At 66.9% G+C, this 16,061-nt stretch carries 12 protein-coding genes; 5 read left to right on the top strand and 7 right to left on the bottom strand.

Annotation, left to right across the window (positions count from 1 at the left end; genetic code table 11):
- Positions 1 to 85: 85 nt before the first annotated feature.
- Entirely contained in the window at positions 86 to 1,384 is a 1,299-nt protein-coding gene (locus K3U96_RS25290; protein WP_069405292.1) for an acetyl-CoA C-acetyltransferase, read from the bottom strand.
- Between the two features lie 46 nt (positions 1,385 to 1,430).
- Here K3U96_RS25290 and K3U96_RS25295 point away from each other — a divergent pair, with 46 nt between their 5' ends.
- Together K3U96_RS25295 and K3U96_RS25300 are read left to right on the top strand one after the other, a co-directional pair.
- On the top strand, positions 1,431 to 2,783 hold the full coding sequence (locus K3U96_RS25295; protein ID WP_220691474.1) for a 3-oxoacyl-ACP reductase: 1,353 nt from the start codon (positions 1,431 to 1,433) through the stop codon (positions 2,781 to 2,783).
- Positions 2,728 to 3,627 carry a MaoC/PaaZ C-terminal domain-containing protein gene (locus K3U96_RS25300; protein ID WP_275080529.1) on the top strand — a complete coding sequence of 300 codons (900 nt, stop codon included), beginning with the start codon at positions 2,728 to 2,730 and terminating at the stop codon, positions 3,625 to 3,627. The genes K3U96_RS25295 and K3U96_RS25300 overlap by 56 nt, the downstream gene beginning before the upstream one ends.
- 492 nt (positions 3,628 to 4,119) lie before the next feature.
- Here K3U96_RS25300 and K3U96_RS25305 read toward each other — a convergent pair whose 3' ends face one another.
- From K3U96_RS25305 to K3U96_RS25330, 6 genes are all read right to left on the bottom strand, one after another.
- The gene (locus K3U96_RS25305; RefSeq protein ID WP_220691476.1) at positions 4,120 to 4,494 is read right to left on the bottom strand and encodes a hypothetical protein; all 375 of its coding nucleotides are present in this window, start codon (positions 4,492 to 4,494) and stop codon (positions 4,120 to 4,122) included.
- Between the two features lie 55 nt (positions 4,495 to 4,549).
- A complete protein-coding gene (locus K3U96_RS25310; protein WP_220691066.1) occupies positions 4,550 to 5,353 on the bottom strand; it encodes an ATP-binding protein in 804 nt (267 codons plus the stop codon).
- Positions 5,353 to 6,966, bottom strand: coding sequence for an IS21 family transposase (gene istA / locus K3U96_RS25315; RefSeq protein ID WP_220691477.1), 1,614 nt, complete (start codon positions 6,964 to 6,966; stop codon positions 5,353 to 5,355). Before istA ends, K3U96_RS25310 begins: the two co-directional genes overlap by 1 nt.
- A 128-nt stretch (positions 6,967 to 7,094) precedes the next feature.
- The gene (locus tag K3U96_RS25320; protein WP_220691478.1) at positions 7,095 to 7,496 is read right to left on the bottom strand and encodes a toll/interleukin-1 receptor domain-containing protein; all 402 of its coding nucleotides are present in this window, start codon (positions 7,494 to 7,496) and stop codon (positions 7,095 to 7,097) included.
- Positions 7,497 to 8,656: 1,160 nt separating this feature from the next.
- A complete protein-coding gene (locus tag K3U96_RS25325) occupies positions 8,657 to 9,313 on the bottom strand; it encodes a TetR/AcrR family transcriptional regulator (RefSeq protein ID WP_220691479.1) in 657 nt (218 codons plus the stop codon).
- Between the two features lie 82 nt (positions 9,314 to 9,395).
- Positions 9,396 to 10,568 (bottom strand): glycoside hydrolase family 3 N-terminal domain-containing protein, encoded by a 1,173-nt coding sequence (locus K3U96_RS25330; protein ID WP_220691480.1) that lies wholly within the window; start codon positions 10,566 to 10,568, stop codon positions 9,396 to 9,398.
- Between the two features lie 81 nt (positions 10,569 to 10,649).
- Here K3U96_RS25330 and K3U96_RS25335 point away from each other — a divergent pair, with 81 nt between their 5' ends.
- The 3 genes from K3U96_RS25335 to K3U96_RS25345 are packed head-to-tail and all read left to right on the top strand — an operon-like array spanning position 10,650 to position 16,060.
- A complete protein-coding gene (locus tag K3U96_RS25335) occupies positions 10,650 to 10,823 on the top strand; it encodes a DUF2613 domain-containing protein (RefSeq protein ID WP_064890250.1) in 174 nt (57 codons plus the stop codon).
- A gap of 10 nt (positions 10,824 to 10,833) precedes the next feature.
- Positions 10,834 to 15,072, top strand: coding sequence for an alpha-(1->3)-arabinofuranosyltransferase (locus K3U96_RS25340; RefSeq protein ID WP_220693694.1), 4,239 nt, complete (start codon positions 10,834 to 10,836; stop codon positions 15,070 to 15,072).
- Between the two features lie 10 nt (positions 15,073 to 15,082).
- Entirely contained in the window at positions 15,083 to 16,060 is a 978-nt protein-coding gene (locus tag K3U96_RS25345; RefSeq protein WP_220691481.1) for a phosphotriesterase family protein, read from the top strand.
- Position 16,061 lies beyond the last annotated feature (1 nt).

A 16,061-nucleotide genomic window follows, 5' to 3' on the forward strand; every position in this document is an offset into this window, starting at 1 on the left:
GACGGCAGTACGGAGCTACCAGGACTATCGACCCACCTCACCGCAGCGTTACAACCCCGCGAAAAAAACTTTCGATCTAGTTTTTTTACGCCTCGAGGATCGCGGCGACGCCCTGCCCACCGGCGGCGCAGATCGAGATCAGGCCGCGTACGGGCTGCCCGGTCTCCTTTTTCTTCTCGCTCAACTGCTTGGCCATCTGCGCGACGATGCGCCCGCCGGTGGCCGCGAAGGGGTGCCCCGCCGCGATCGAGGAGCCGTTGACGTTGAGCTTGGAGCGGTCGATGCTGCCCAGGGCCTTGTCCAGGCCCAGCCGTTCCTTGCAGTACTCGTCGGACTCCCACGCCTGCAGGTGCGCGAGCACCACCGACGCGAACGCCTCGTGGATCTCGTAGAAGTCGAAGTCCTGCAGCGCCAAGCCGTTTCGGGCCAGCAGCCGCGGCACCGCGTACGTCGGCGCCATCAACAGGCCGTCGCGGCCGTTGACGTAGTCGACCGCCGCGGTCTCCCCGTCGACCCAGTAGGCCAGCGGTTCGATGCCACGCTCGGCGGCCCACTCCGGGGTGGCGAGCAGCGCGACCGACGCGCCGTCAGTCAGCGGCGTCGAGTTGCCCGCGGTCATCGTCGCGTCACCTTGTTTCGCCCCGAACACCGGCTTGAGCTTGGCCAGCTTCTCCGCCGACGAGTCCGGGCGCAGGTTGTTGTCGCGGTACAGCCCGAGGAACGGGGTGACCAGGTCGTCGAAGAAGCCGCGGTCGTATGCGGCGGCCATGTTGCGGTGGCTGGCCGCGGCGAGCTCGTCCTGGTCGGTGCGCTTGATCCCCATCTCCTTGGCGGTGAGCGCGGCGTGCTCGCCCATCGACATGCCGGTGCGCGGTTCGCTGTTGACGGGGATCTCCACGCCGAGGGAGGCGGGCAGCTTGCCGACCAGCTTGAGCCGTTCGAGGTTGGATTTGGACCGGCGCAGCCCGAGCAGCACCCGCCGCAGGTCGTTGCCGAACGCGATCGGGGCGTCGGAGGTGGTGTCCACGCCGCCGGCCGCGGCCACGTCGTAGCGCCCGGCGGCGATACCGTCGGCGGCCGCGATCGCGGCCTGCAGCCCGGTGCCGCACGCCTGCTGCAGGTCGAAGGCGGGGGTGTAGGACGACAGCGCGCTGCCGAGCACGCATTCGCGCGTCAGGTTGAAGTCGCGGCTGTGCTTGAGCACGGCGCCGCCGATCACGGCCCCGAGCTTCTCGCCGTCGAGGTTGAACCGGTCGATCAGCCCGCCCAGCGCCGCGGTGAACATGTCCTGGTTGGAGGCGTTTGCATACGCGCCATCCGATCGGGCGAAGGGAATTCGGTTGCCGCCGAGGATGGCGACCCGTCGGTGGGTATTACTAGCCATGAACCCATAGTACCCACTCTTCTTACTCTGGAGTAAGTTCGTTTTCATGGCTACCGATCTGTATTCGCAAATCGTCCATTCGGCGCCCGGATCGTTCCTCGCCAAGCAGCTCGGCGTCCCGCAGCCCGAGACGTTGCGCCGGTATAAGCCGGGTCAGCCGCCGCTGGCGGGCTCGGTGCTCATCGGCGGGAACGGCCGCGTCGTCGAGCCGCTGCGCACCGCGCTGGCCGAGGACTACGAGGTGGTGTCGAACAACATCGGCGGACGCTGGGCCGACTCGTTCGGGGGTCTGGTGTTCGACGCGACCGGCATCACCGATCCGTCCGGGCTCAAGGAGCTGTACGAGTTCTTCACCCCGGTGCTGCGCAACGTCGGGTCGTCGGGGCGCATCGTCGTCATCGGCACCACGCCCGAGGAGGCGGGCAGCGCCCACGAGCGCATCGCGCAGCGCGCGCTGGAGGGCTTCACCCGCTCGCTCGGCAAGGAGATGCGGCGCGGCGCGACGGTGAACCTGGTGTACCTCTCCCCGGCGGCCAAACCGGCCGCCACCGGCCTGGAGTCGACGCTGCGGTTTGTCCTTTCGGGCAAGTCGGCCTACGTCGACGGGCAGGTGTTCTCGGTGGGTGCGGCGGATTCGTCGCCGCCCGCGGACTGGGACAAGCCGCTGGACGGCAAGGTCGCCATCGTCACCGGCGCGGCGCGCGGTATCGGCGCGACGATCGCCGAGGTGTTCAGCCGCGACGGGGCGCGGGTGCTGTGCATCGATGTGGAGGCCGCCGCCGAGCCGCTCGGCGTGACGGCGACCAAGGTCGGCGGCACCGCGCTGACGCTCGACGTCACCGCCGACGACGCCGTCGACAAGATCACCGAGCACCTGCGGGAGAACTACGACGGCCGCGCCGACATCCTCGTCAACAACGCGGGGATCACCCGCGACAAGTTGCTGGCCAACATGGACGAGGCCCGCTGGGACTCCGTCGTCGCGGTGAACCTGCTTGCGCCGCTTCGGCTTACCGAGGGCCTGGTGCGTAACGGCACGATCGGCGACGGCGGCCGGGTGGTCGGCCTGTCGTCGATGGCCGGGATCGCGGGCAACCGGGGCCAGACCAACTACGCGGCCACCAAGGCGGGCATGATCGGGCTGACCGACGCGCTGGCCGAGGAGTACGCCGACAGGGCGGTCACGGTCAACGCCGTCGCACCCGGTTTCATCGAGACCAAGATGACCGAGGCGATTCCGGTGGCCACCCGGGAGGTCGGCCGCCGGCTGAACTCGCTGTATCAGGGCGGCAAGCCGGTCGACGTCGCCGAGGCCATCGCCTATTTCGCCAGCCCGGCGTCAAATGCCGTCACGGGCAACACGATTCGGGTGTGCGGACAAGCGTGGCTGGGGGCTTGAGGTGACGCAACCGTCTGGGCTGTTGAACCTGGTGCGCGCGGCGGCGGGCGCGCTGCCATTCGTGCCGCGCGACGACAAGCTGCCCGAGCGCACGCTGACCGTCGAGGACGTGAGCATCGACCCCGCGAACGTCGCGGCGTACGCCAACGTCACCGGGTTGCGGTTCGGTGACGCTGTGCCGCTGACGTATCCGTTCGCGTTGACGTTTCCCACCGTGATGGCGTTGGTCACCAGCTTCGATTTCCCTTTCGCCGCAATGGGTTCGGTGCACATCGAGAACCACATCACGCAGTACCGGCCGATCGCGGTCACCGACACGGTGTCGGTGCGGGTGCACGCCGAGAACCTGCGCGAGCACCGGCGCGGGCTGCTGGTCGACATCGTCACGGACGTGAACGTCGGCAACGAGCGGGCATGGCATCAAGTGACGACGTTCCTGCACCAGCAGCGCACCAGCCTGTCCGACGAGCCGAAGCCGCCACCGCAGAAGCAGCCGAAGCTGGGCCCCCCGAATGCGGTACTGCGGATCACGCCCGGCCAGATCCGCCAGTACGCGTCGGTCAGCGGGGACCACAACCCGATCCACACCAACGCGATCGCGGCCAAGCTGTTCGGCTTTCTCACGGTGATCGCGCATGGAATGTTCACCGCCGCGGCGGTTCTGGCGAACATCGAGGGCCAGTTACCGGACGCGGTGAAGTATTCGGTGCGCTTTGCAAAGCCGGTGGTGCTGCCCGCGGCCGCGGGTCTCTATGTCGACCGGGTGACCGACGGCTGGGATCTGACGTTGCGTCACCTGAAGAAGGGCGATCCGCATCTGATGGGGACGGTCCACGCGCTGTAGGTGCTGGTTTTGCGAGAAGTGCGCACGTGGAAGCGTGATCGTTGCCCGATCGTCATTGGCAGCGCTGCGCAATGTCGATGCGCCTCTTGCGATATCGGCTTTGAGTATTCGGTAGTTGTAGACACGTATAGCGAAAGGAGTCGAAGGGGCAGCGTGCCAGCGCCTGCATAGGCATGTGACATGGCAGAACAGGGCACCCGCGAAGGGCTTCTAGCGCTCTTCGAAGAGCACCTGGGGTGCCCGGCGCGGGCGAACCAGGTGTTCGATGGGGGCACTCCAGCGCGTCGAAACGAATGGCCGTCTCTATTCGCGTGGTATTCCACAACACCGGGATGTCCCATGCGCTGCTTAACCCGGCTGGAGCTCCACGACAGAGCTCTACTTTGTCGACAAAGCAGGCATGCCTGACCCAAAGAACATAGCCCCGTGGTGGAGTCGGTCAGGCAGCAGCGAGACGGCATCAAATAAGCGACGACCGCACCGCGATCAATCTCAGGTAGAAACACCGAATTCTGCACCCCACCGCATGAAAACCCGTAGCCCCATCGGGGTAGCGGCGTAGGTGACTATAGGAATGGGCATTGGAGGCAGATCACTGCCTGGCACCGGGTCGCGCTTCCGTTTCAGCGCCTCAATCAAACCGGAATTTATGAGCAGGTCGGTGATGCGTCGCGGCTTGCTGTCCCCGAAGCGCTCCATCATGTCGACGGATAAAATCCACTCGGGGCTGAGCTCTTGCTTTATCCAAGTCCTGTAACACCGGTGACGCTCGTTAGCGGTGAGGATAGATCCAACAGATTCGGCCATTTCCACCGCAGCACGCGCAGCTGCGATCTCTTCTGCGATGCCGACTGCTCCAAGTGTCATTCGCCAGGGTGATGGGACCACCGTTTAGCCACGAGGTAGGGACCACCTGTTTGGCTCAACGGGGATGATCTGTGGTTGACGGCGAGCTGTCAACTGAGGGCTTCTGGCGTTGCCGGTAGGACGGCCCCTCGATGATGAGTTCGTGCGCGGTGGAGGTAAGTCGGTCGACGGCGGATTCGGCGAGCATCGCGTCGGTCATGACCGACAACCATTCATCGGGTCCACGATTTGAGGTCACAATGGTCGCGCTGCGTTGATGTCTGGCGACAACCAGTTCGTAGAAGTCGGCGGTGGCTGTAGCGTCGAGCGGTTGCAGTGCGAAGTCATCGATAATCAGCAAGCGCACTTGCGCGAGTCGCCGTATCTCGGCTTCGGTGCTGTTGTCGAGTCGAGAAGCTCTGAGCCGCTTGAACATTGCATCAGCACGCAGCATCAGTGTCGGGACTCGTCGACGCACCGCAATGTGGCCCAGCGCGGTCGCGAGGTGAGTTTTGCCGACGCCGACCGCCCCGAGGACCACCGCACCGTGGGCGGCGTCGAGGAACCGCAGACTGGTCAGGTCGGTCCACAGGGTCCGGTCGTAGCGCACCGCAGCATCTTCGTCCCAGGTGTCTAGACGCATGGTGGGATCGAGGCCGGCGATGCGGGCTCGCCGCGCGGCGGAGCTGGTGTCGCGGCGGGTGGCTTCGTCGGCGAGGACCAGTTCGAGGAACGCGGCGTGGGAGAGGTGCTGTTGGCGGGCCAGGGCGAGTCGGTCGGGCAGGGTGTCGAGTATCGGTGAGAGTTTGAGTTGGCGCATCGCCTTCTTCAAGTCGGGTGAGATCGGATCAGTGACAACCTCTTTGGCAGGCTTGGTCATCACAGCCCCTTCTGATCGTCGGTGGTGCCGCCGTCGATGACCTGCAACCATTCCGGCCGCGGTGTGGGGCGGTAGTCGCGGGGATCGCGGGCGAACCGGGCTGCAGCCAACCCGGAGGCAGCCCGCGGCGGCGGGACGGGGCTGTTCTCGATGGCCTGCTCCAGCATGGCGGTGATCTTGGTCATCGAGACGACATCGAGATCCAGGGCGCGCGCGCAGGCGGTGTCCACCGGGGCGGGGCCGTAGCGTTTGACCAGCCCGAGCAGCCGATACACCTGACGCATCCTGGTCCAGGGCAGATCGTGATCGAGCAGGCGTTCGGCGTAGATGCCGATATTCGGGCCGTGACCGGCTGCGGTGGCGATGAGCCGGTGCAGATCGCGCATCGCGTATCCGGTCTTATCTGCGGGCAGATCAGCGGGGTCAGTAGAGCGGGTCCCGGCGGGTTGACGTGGGTGAGTCTTCACCAGCTGTCCGCGATGGTAGAACTTGGCCAACTCGCCATCGGCCCGCGCCGATAGCGTCTGGCCGCGCAGGTGGTGCGGGATCGAATACAACGCCTTGGCCAGCTGGACGTGATAGTCGCGGGCCACTTTGACCTCGGCATATACCGGCACCACATACCGCAGCGTCGGAGCAGCCAACAGTGCCGGTGCCTCCCGGTCGGCGAACACCACCGCCGGCTGGGCGCAGGTGGTGCCATGGATACGCAGACCCGCTTTCTGGGCGCACCACAGCTGGGCGCGGTGTTGGGCGTCAGCGAGGTCGCTGAACTCTTCGCCGGCGAAGAAGTTGTTGCGCACGTACTGCACCATCCGCTCCACACGCGGTTTGTCTTGTGGGTGGGCCACCCGAGCCGGGTCGGTGGCGAAGCCGCGGGCCTGGGAGTATTCCAGCCACCCCACGGTGAACCTGGGGTTCACTGAATCTGCATGGGCAACAACCGTTCCCATGTTGTCGGGAATGAGGACTTTGAAGACACCGCCGAAGAAATCCCAGGCTGCTTCGCAGCCGTCGATGACCGCGGTCAGGGTTTGGGAAAACGTCAGCCATACGAACATGTGCCGGGAATACACCGCGGTGAAGATCAGCGCATGCACCACCCGACGCCTGCCCGTCGCAGTGTCAAACAGCATGCCCATCCGGGCGAAGTCGATCTGGCATTCCATCCCGGGTTCGCCGTCGACGACCGGCACCGTCCCACCGCGGCGCCGGCCCTGATACTTGGTGTGTTCCTGGCAGTAGCGGTGCAACGTGCGCTGCGGAACGATCACGCCCTGGCGGGCCAGCAGGTCACCGATCTTGACCACCGTCAGGCCCTTGTCGACCCACTGGTTGATCTGACTATGGTTGGTGCACAGCACTTCCCACGCTGATCCGTGCCCTTGCGGCCGGTCCGGGCGCACCACGGTGACCACCGCGCCGATCAACGCGTCATCGAGCTGATCGACCCCACCGGCCCGGTCCAAGCCAGCAGCCACCGCGGCCTCGACATAGCGCCGTGCAGTTTTGCGATCCACCCCAGCCTGGCTGGCCGCCACCCGCAGTCCGTGGCCAGCCAGCCACGTCCGAAGCACTTCACGAATCTCGACCACAGAAACCTCCCGAAACATCCGCGGACCCCTTCACATGACTTCGATGTGAAGCGATCCGATCCAGTTATCGAGCGGCCCCCGACGCGACACGCCGGTGGTCCCATAACTGGCAATCAGGTGGTCCCATGACCGTGGCTAAACCCAGGTCAAACCGGTCCCATCACCCTGGCGGGCGACACTCCAAGCACCGCTGACATGCCGGCGGCGAAGTCATCGCGGAAATCGGCGTACTTGATGTCTGCTAGCAGCGCGGGAGGGTCTGAGTCATCGAGTCGGCAAGGGACTATGGGTTTATCATTCGCCATCGCGGTCATGAAGAAAGCATTCAACTCTCGTTTGACCCATCGCGATTGCAGGGCTTGATGCGAGAACGCTAGTAGCAGGAGATCGCTGCTAACAAGGCCTGACGTAACGCCTTCCGTTATGGACTCGCCGACTCTTATATCGGCCTCGTCCAGCCAGACATTCACCCCCGAGTCTTTCAGTGCCTGGGTTATCGCCCTTACCGTCGGCTTATCAGCCGATGCGTGCGAGATGAATACCTTCATAGAACGAATTATCGTCACAACTCAATGGCGCGCTACGGGGTAGTCGACTTGCGCCGTTCGACGGCTTCCGTTGACGATAGTCGCGTCCCCAACGATGGTGTGCCGCTTGTTGTTCCATTCGATCTGTGACTGAGCGCCAAGGACGACGGGGTAGTTGATCAACCGGAGCCGGTAGCGGCTCTCGGTGTTGAAACCGCCCTCAGCGCTCTCGGTCGAACCCATTGGTTGGACGACCGCACGGCACACGAGTCCGATCGCTGAGGGTCGAGTGAACGTGTTCCCGTCTGAGCCGGTGATGACCTTTCGGTGAAGACGGCCATGGTCTCGAGTTCCGCGATTGAGGAGACTCACAGCACCACACCTCCGATGCTCGGGATGAGCCCGAACAGCCGGCTCGGCTTATTCCAAGCCGCTGCCATTCGTCAGAAGATATCCACGGCGAGTTATCCACCACATCAGTTGATTCATTTAAGTGAAGTTGCCTCACTCTCCGACTAGACCTCGTAAGGTCGCGGGCCACTCGGTAGACAGTGTCGGCCTCGAGGTCGACCACGACATCCTGTCGGTCTCCCGGCAGCGATCTGCCCATTCATCTCAAGGCCCAAGGCTCAACTGTGTTGGGCCTTGACTGGTCTAGGAGAAGCGCATGGCAATGCAGCATTCGAGCACCGATTACGCATTCAACCCGCACGACTTCGTCAAACTGCCGAACACCGCGCTCCAAGCGGAGTCGGTTGCTCTGCACGTTTCGAGGGTCGTCAAGACAACAAGATCTCGATGACCTTCCCTATCTGGGACGAGGATCCGGCCTGTGAGCTGGCTGACCGAGCTGGGCACCATCACCCAGCACCGACGGCAGCACCGAAGGTCTGACGGTCACCCCGAGCAGGGTCGACGGCATCACCCGCCTGTCCAACGAGCTCGCCGATGACAACTCCCCGAGGTGGTACTACCACGCTGACGCTCCTGGCGAGAGAAGAGCCGAGCAGCAGGGTTCATCGAGTGGGCAAATCAGGAGCTCATGCGACTTCTGAGTGGAGCGCCAGGCGTGTGACGCTACATCTGCTGTAAATGTCATGCATGCCAACGAGTATTCGATCATCGACATACCGCTGTCGCCGCGTCGTCGATCCGAGACTGCGCACAGATCGCGATTTGACCTAGTTCTGCGATCCAGCAGCAGTCTCGACGGCTGGTGACGGCGGTCCGTGCTCGGTTGGATGATCGGACGGGGTGCCCTTCAGGCCACGCCAGAACAGGTTGATCATCAGCTCGGCGGCCTCGTTGACGTCGGCGTCGCCGGTACTGACGCGGCTGGCCACCGCCTCACCGGCGCCCACCAGCGCGACGGCCATCATGTCGAAGTCAGTGTCGGGATCGGGGTTGCGGGTGCCCGAGGTGAGCAGGCGGCCAACCAGGTCGATGATGCGTTCGCGGCCCTCGCGCACGGTGTGGGCGAAGGCCTGGCTGCTGGTCGCCTGGTTGTAGAGCACCATCCACGACGCCCGGTTGGAGTCGATGTAGGTCAGAAACGCCAGCACGGCGTTGCGCAGCATGTCCTTGGGGCTCTGGGTGAAGTCGATCTGGCTGCGGACCTCGTCGACGAACCGGGACAGCTCGCGGTCCAGGCATGCGCCGAACAGTTCTTCCTTGGAGCCGTAGTACAGGTACAGCATCGGTTTGGAGATCTGCGCCTGGGCGGCGATGGCGTCCATCGAGGTCTCGTGGTAGCCGTTCACCGAGAAAATCTCCACGGCAGCATCCAGCATCTGCTGTTCGCGCACTGCGCGAGGTAGACGTTTGGTGCCTCCGGCCATTACTCAAGAGTAAGCAACGACCGCCGCGCGGCTGTGAGCAGCGGGTGGTGGGCGGGAACTAGCAGCGGGTGGTGGGCGGGAACTAGCAGCGCGGATTCGGGCCCTTGAACCCGGCGATGCGCAGCACCGACGCGTCCACGTTGCCCATCGTCAGCTCGCCTGCGTCCAGCGCCTTCTCCAGCCGGTCCAGCACGGCGGGCACCTCGCCGGTGGTCACCCACAGCGCGGTGTCCGCACCAGCCTGCAGACCCCGCAGTGCGGCCTCGGCGACACCGAACCGGTCGGAGATCGCCTGCATGGACGAGATGTCGTCGGTGAACACCGGCCCGTTGAACGGCGGTCCGCCGTAGCCGCCGGAACGCAGCAGCCCGTAGACGGCCGGGCTCAGGCTCGCCGGGTCGCTTCCGGTCAGCCCGGGCACCTGCACGTGGCCCACCATGACGCCGACCGGCGCCTGACCGGTCAGGGTGCGATACGGCACCAGGTCGACGTTCTGCAGTTCGGCGATCGGGGGTGTGGTGACGCTGCCGGTGTGCGAATCACCCGAGCCGTGGCCGTGGCCGGGGAAGTGCTTGAGCACCGGCAGCACGCCCGCGTCGCGCAGCCCCCTGGCGTACGCCCCGGCGTAGTCGGTGACGGCGGCCGGGTCGGACCCAAAGGACCGGTCGCCGATCACGGTGTTGTCGGGGGCGTCGGAGACGTCGACCACCGGCGCGAAGTCGACGGTGATGCCCAGGTTGCGCATGGCCTGACCGCGCGTGCGGGCGATCTCGTACACCTGCTCGGGGGTCTGCGTCTGCGCCAGCACCCGCGCGGACGGCTGTGTGCCGATCAAAGGGGCCAGCCGGGACACCCGGCCGCCTTCCTCGTCGACGCTGACCGCCAGCGGCAGCGGGCCCGCGGATCCGGCGATCTCAGCCAGCGACCCGTTGGTCAGCATGGACAGGTCGGTCCAGCTGCCGATCATGATGCCGCCGACGTGGTGGTTGTCGACGACGGCCCGCGCATCGGCGGCGTCGGAGACACCGACCATCAGCAGCTGCGCGAGCTTGTCGCGCGTCGACATCGCGGCCAGCATCGCCTGCGGATCACCGCAGGCCGGGGGCGCAGGCGCGGCCGGCACATCCCCGCGCTGATGGGTGACCGCACTCGACGGGCCTGCGTTCGGCGGTGGGGCGGGCGGTTCGGCGGGCGAGCAGGCCAGCACGAGCCCGGACATCGTCACAGCGGCGCACAGCGCGCGGGGCAAGGCCATGGGCCTCGACATTAGCGGACGACGGCGGCCGGCATCAGCAGCGCACGTAGCCACGGGGTGTGCCGTGCTAGTTTTGGCCGCATGGATCGGTTCCTCGTGCCTGCCGGCGCCAGCATTGTCGTCGGCCTGCTGCTCGGCGCGGCTGCCGTATTCGGGGTGACGCTGATGGTGCAGCAGGACACAAAGCCTCCGCTGCAGGCGGGCGATCCGGCGTCGTCGGTGCTCAACCGGGTTGAGTACGGCGACAGAAGCTAGGGTCACGCCGCTGTCGCGGCGCTGGCTGTGGGTGGCCGCTGCGACGGCGCTGATCCTGACGTTCGCCCAGTCCCCCGGTCAGATCTCGCCCGACACCAAGCTGGACCTGACCGCCAACCCGCTGCGGTTTCTCGCCAGGGCGTTCAACCTGTGGAACAGCGAGCTGCCGTTCGGGCAGGCGCAGAACCAGGCCTACGGCTACCTCTTTCCGCACGGCACCTTCTTTCTGGCCGGTGATCTGCTCGGCATACCGGGGTGGGTGACCCAGCGGCTGTGGTGGTCGCTGCTGCTGGTCGCCGGGTTCTGGGGGCTGCTGCGGGTCGCCGAGGCGCTCGGCATCGGCAGCCGAACCTCGCGGGTGATCGCCGCGGTGGCGTTCGCGCTCTCCCCGCGGGTGCTCACCACGCTGGGCGCGATCTCCTCGGAGACGCTGCCGATGATGCTGGCGCCGTGGGTGCTGCTGCCGGTGATCCTGGCTTTAAAGGGCGATCCGCGGATCCGGGTGCTGGCCGCCCGGTCGGCGGTGGCGATCGCGTTGATGGGCGCCGTCAACGCCGTCGCGACGTTGACCGGATGCCTGGCGGCGGTGATCTGGCTGGCCTGTCACCGGCCCAACAAGCTGTGGTGCCGCTTCACCGCGTGGTGGGCGCTGTGCATCGCGCTTGCGGTGTCGTGGTGGGTGGTGGCGCTGCTGCTGCTGGGCCGGATCAGCCCGCCGTTCTTGGACTACATCGAGTCCTCGGGTGTGACGACCCGATGGCTGTCATTGACGGAGATGCTGCGCGGCACCGACGTGTGGACGCCGTTCGTCGCGCCGAACGCGACGGCGGGTGCGTCGTTGGTGACGGGTTCGGTCGCGGTGTTGGCGACGACGTTGGTGGCCGCGGCGGGTCTGGCCGGCCTGGCGATGCGGTCGATGCCCGCGCGCGGACGGCTCGTCACCATCCTGTTGTTCGGCGTCGTGCTGCTGGCGGCCGGGTACTCCGGCGGGCTGGGATCGCCGGTGGCGCACTACGTTCAGGCGTTCCTCGACGACGCCGGGACGCCGCTGCGCAACCTGCACAAGCTCGAGCCGCTGCTGCGCCTGCCGTTGGCGCTGGGACTGGCGCATCTGCTCGGCCGCGTCCCGTTGCCCGGCAGCGCGCCGCGGCAGCAGTGGACGGCCGCGCTGGCCCATCCCGAACGCGACAAACGCGTCGCGGTCGGCGTCGTGGTCCTCACTGCGTTGGCGGCCGCTACGTCGCTGGCCTGGACCGGGCGGCTGGCCCCGCCGGGCGCCTTCGACGCGATCCCGCCGTACTGGCACGAGACCGCGGCGTGGCTCGACGAACACAACACCGAGGGCCGGGTGCTGGTGGCACCGGGTGCGCCGTTCGCCACCCAGGTGTGGGGCAACAGCCACGACGAGCCGCTGCAGGTCCTTGGCGAAAGCCCATGGGGTGTGCGCGACTCGATCCCGTTGACCCCGCCGCAGACGATCCGCGCGCTGGACTCGGTGCAGCGGCTGTTCGCCGCGGGTCGGCCATCGGCTGGGCTCACCGATACCCTTGCCCGCCAGGGTATTTCGTATGTGGTGGTACGCAACGACCTGGATCCGGAGATGTCGCGGTCGGCGCGTCCGGTGCTGGTGCACCGGGCCATCGAGGGTTCGCCCGGGCTGACCAAGGTCGCCCAGTTCGGCGATCCGGTCGGTCCGGGCACACTGGCCGGGTTCGTCACCGACAGCGGGTTACGTCCGCGGTATCCGGCTGTGGAGATCTACCGGGTCGAGGCCACCATGCCCGTCGTGCCCTACCTCGTCGACACCGACGCGATGGCCCGCGTCGACGGTGCTCCCGAGGCGCTGCTGCGCCTCGATGAGCGCCGCCGGGCACTCGGCCAACCGCCGCTGGGCCCGATGCTGCTGACCGGGGATGCCGAACGGGCGGGCGTGCCCGTTCCGGTCGTCACGGTCACCGGCACGCCGCTGGCCCGCGAAACCGACTATGGCCGCGTCGACGACCATTCCTCGGCGATCCGCACCCGCGACGATCCCCGGCGCACGTTCAACCGGGTGATGGACTATCCCGCGCCCGGCGCCGACCTGGCCTACGGGAAGTGGAACGGCGGGCAGATCTCGGTGTCGAGTTCGGCGGCCGATTCCACCGCGCTGCCCCACGTCGCACCCGGGACCGGGCCGGCCGCCGCGATCGACGCGGACTCGTCGACGGCCTGGGTGTCCAACGCGTTGCAGTCGGCGATCGGCCAATGGTTGCAGGTCGACTTCGACCACCCGGTCACCAACGCCACCATCACGATCACGCCCAGTGCCAACGCCGTCGGCGCCCAGATCGGCCGCATCGAGGTGTCCACCGTCAACGGCACCAGCACCCTGCGGGTCGATGAACCCGGCAAGCCGCTGTCAGCGGCGCTGCCTTACGGCGAGGCGCCGTGGGTGCGCATCACCGCGGTAGGCACCGAGGACGGCTCGCCCGGTGTGCAGTTCGGTATCACCGACTTCGCGGTTACCCAGTACGACGCCAACGGTTTTGCCCATCCCGTGCCCCTCCGGCACACCGTGGAGGTGCCCGGGCCGCCCGCGGGTTCGGCTGTGGCGCAATGGGATCTGGGTGCAGAGCTGTTGGGCAGACCGGGCTGTGCGCGAAGCCCGACCGGGGTGAGGTGCGCGGCGAGTATGTCGCTGGCTCCAGAGGAATCGGTGAGTCTGAGCAGGACACTGACTGTGCCCGAACCGATCTCGGTGACCCCGACGGTGTGGGTGCGGCCCCGGCAGGGCCCCAATCTGGCGGATCTGATCAGCGAGCCAGGCAGCACCCGCGCGATGGGCGACGCGGACGTGCTCGACGTGCTCGGTTCGGCTTACGCCGCCACCGACGGTGACCCTGAGACCGCGTGGACGGCGCCGCAACGCGTCGTGCAGCACCGGACGCCACCGACGCTGACGCTGAAGCTGCCGCAGCCCAGCGAGGTGGGTGCGCTTCAGATCACGCCGAGTTCGTCTGTGCTGCCCGCGACGCCGAGGCTGGTCGCCGTCGATCTCGGTGACGGGCCGCAGGTGCGTCGGGTGGCCGGCGACGCCGGCGCGCAAACGCTCGACCTCACCCCCCGCGTCACCGATAAGGTCACGTTGTCGATCCTGGACTGGGACGACATCATCGACCGCACCGCGCTCGGGTTCGATCAACTCAAGCCGCCCGGCCTGGCCGAGGTCGTCGCGCTCGAAACCGACGGAACACCGATCGGTGCGGCCGACGCGGCCGCCAACCGGGCCCGTAGCATCGAATTACCTTGCGGCAGTGGGCCGATCATCGGTGTGGCCGGACAGTTCGTGCAGACCTCGGTCACCACGACGGTCGGTGCGCTGCTCGACGACGAGCCGGTGCCCGCACGACCCTGCCGCGACGGGCCCATCGACCTGCCTGCGGGACAGCAGGAGTTGGTGATCAGCCCGGGTGCCGCGTTCGTCGTCGACGGCGCGCAGTTGGCCGGTCCGCTGGCTGCCGACGTGCGCTCGGCCGACGCGGTTCGCGCGCAGACCGGCCGGTGGAGCCCCGACCACCGCGAGGTGACCGTGACGTCGGCGCCGCAGTCGCAGGTGCTGGTGGTGCCCGAAAGCGTCAACCCGGGCTGGACCGCGCGCAGCGCCGACGGCACCGTGCTGACACCGGTGACCGTCAACGGCTGGCAACAGGGCTGGGTGCTGCCTGCGCAGACGGCGGGCCCCGTCACGCTCACGTTCGACTCCAACTCGCTCTACCGCGCCGGCCTGATCGGCGGGCTGGCGTTGTTGCCCGTCCTGGCGTTGCTCGCGTTCCTGCCGGTGCGCAGACGACCCGAGCCCGAGGAGCCGGCCCGGGTGTGGCGTCCGGGCCGGGCGGTGACCAGCGTGGCGGTACTGACCGTCGGCGCGGTGGTGTCCGGGGCGGTCGGCGTCGTCGTGGTCGGCACCGCGCTGGGGATCCGGCACCTGCTGCGCAACCGTGAACGGCTTTGCGAGGCAGTCACCGTCGGGGTGTCGGCTGGGGGTCTGATCCTGGCGGGCGCCGTCCTCAGCCAGAACCCGTGGCGCTCTGTCGACGGATATGTCGGCCACTCCGCGGGCGTGCAGTTCCTCGCGCTCACCTCGCTAGCGATGGTCGCGGCGTCAGCCGTCGCGGCGTCGCCCGTCGCGCCGCCGAACGTTGGGTACCGCTCGAAACTGGCGCGGATTTTCGAGGGGTACCGAACGTTCGGCAGGGAAACGACCTAGCATCGGCTGGGTGGCGGCGCTGAACACCGTCCGGGGACCCGTCGACACCGACGACCTGGGCGTGACCCTCATGCATGAGCACGTTTTCGTTTTGTCCCCCGACATCACCGCCAACTACCCGGAGGTGTGGGGCGACGAAGCCGACCGGGAAGCCGACGCGATCGCCCGGCTCAACGAGCTGAAAGCCAACGGCGTCGACACCATCGTCGACCTCACCGTGATCGGGATGGGCCGCTACATTCCGCGCATCGCGCGCGTCGCCGCGGCCACCGAACTCAACATCGTGGTCGCCACGGGCGTGTACACCTACAACGACGTCCCGATGTACTTCCACTTCACTGCGCCCGGCGGCATGCTCGGCGACGTCGAACCCATGGTCGAGATGTTCGTCCGCGACATCGAGGTCGGCATCGCCGACACCGAGGTCAAGGCCGCGATCCTCAAGTGCGCCACCGACGAGCCCGGTGTGACGCCGGGTGTCGAACGCGTGCTGCGGGCGGTGGCCAAGGCGCACCGGCAGACCGGGGCGCCGATCTCGACGCACACCCACGCCGCGACCCGTCGCGGCCTTGACCAGCAGCAGATCTTCGCCGAGGAGGGCGTCGACCTGTCGCGCGTCGTCATCGGCCATTGCGGCGACACCACCGACCTGGGCTATCTGGAGGAGCTGATCGGCAACGGCTCCTACATCGGGATGGACAGGTTCGGCGTCGACGTCTTTTTGTCGTTCGAGGACCGGGTGAACACCGTCGCCCAGATGTGCGAGCGCGGGCACGCCGACAAGATGGTGCTGTCGCACGACGCGGCATGCTTCATCGACTGGCTGCCCGAAGAGGTTGTGCCCGTTGCCATGCCCAACTGGCATTACCTACACATCCACCACGACGTCATACCGGCGCTGAAACAACGCGGTGTCAGCGACGAGCAGCTCACCACGATGCTCGTCGACAATCCGCGCAGGATATTCGACGCCACGGGCGGTTACTGAG

It is taken from the genome of Mycolicibacterium holsaticum DSM 44478 = JCM 12374 (assembly GCF_019645835.1).
Taxonomy (GTDB): Bacteria; Actinomycetota; Actinomycetes; order Mycobacteriales; family Mycobacteriaceae; genus Mycobacterium; species Mycobacterium holsaticum.

Coding starts and splice junctions, on each gene's coding strand:
- K3U96_RS25290 (WP_069405292.1), bottom strand. CDS start 1,384: ATGGCTAGTAATACCCACCGACGGGTCGCCATCCTCGGCGGCAACCGA.
- K3U96_RS25295 (WP_220691474.1), top strand. CDS start 1,431: ATGGCTACCGATCTGTATTCGCAAATCGTCCATTCGGCGCCCGGATCG.
- K3U96_RS25300 (WP_275080529.1), top strand. CDS start 2,728: ATGCCGTCACGGGCAACACGATTCGGGTGTGCGGACAAGCGTGGCTGG.
- K3U96_RS25305 (WP_220691476.1), bottom strand. CDS start 4,494: ATGACACTTGGAGCAGTCGGCATCGCAGAAGAGATCGCAGCTGCGCGT.
- K3U96_RS25310 (WP_220691066.1), bottom strand. CDS start 5,353: ATGACCAAGCCTGCCAAAGAGGTTGTCACTGATCCGATCTCACCCGAC.
- istA (WP_220691477.1), bottom strand. CDS start 6,966: ATGTTTCGGGAGGTTTCTGTGGTCGAGATTCGTGAAGTGCTTCGGACG.
- K3U96_RS25320 (WP_220691478.1), bottom strand. CDS start 7,496: ATGAAGGTATTCATCTCGCACGCATCGGCTGATAAGCCGACGGTAAGG.
- K3U96_RS25325 (WP_220691479.1), bottom strand. CDS start 9,313: ATGGCCGGAGGCACCAAACGTCTACCTCGCGCAGTGCGCGAACAGCAG.
- K3U96_RS25330 (WP_220691480.1), bottom strand. CDS start 10,568: ATGGCCTTGCCCCGCGCGCTGTGCGCCGCTGTGACGATGTCCGGGCTC.
- K3U96_RS25335 (WP_064890250.1), top strand. CDS start 10,650: ATGGATCGGTTCCTCGTGCCTGCCGGCGCCAGCATTGTCGTCGGCCTG.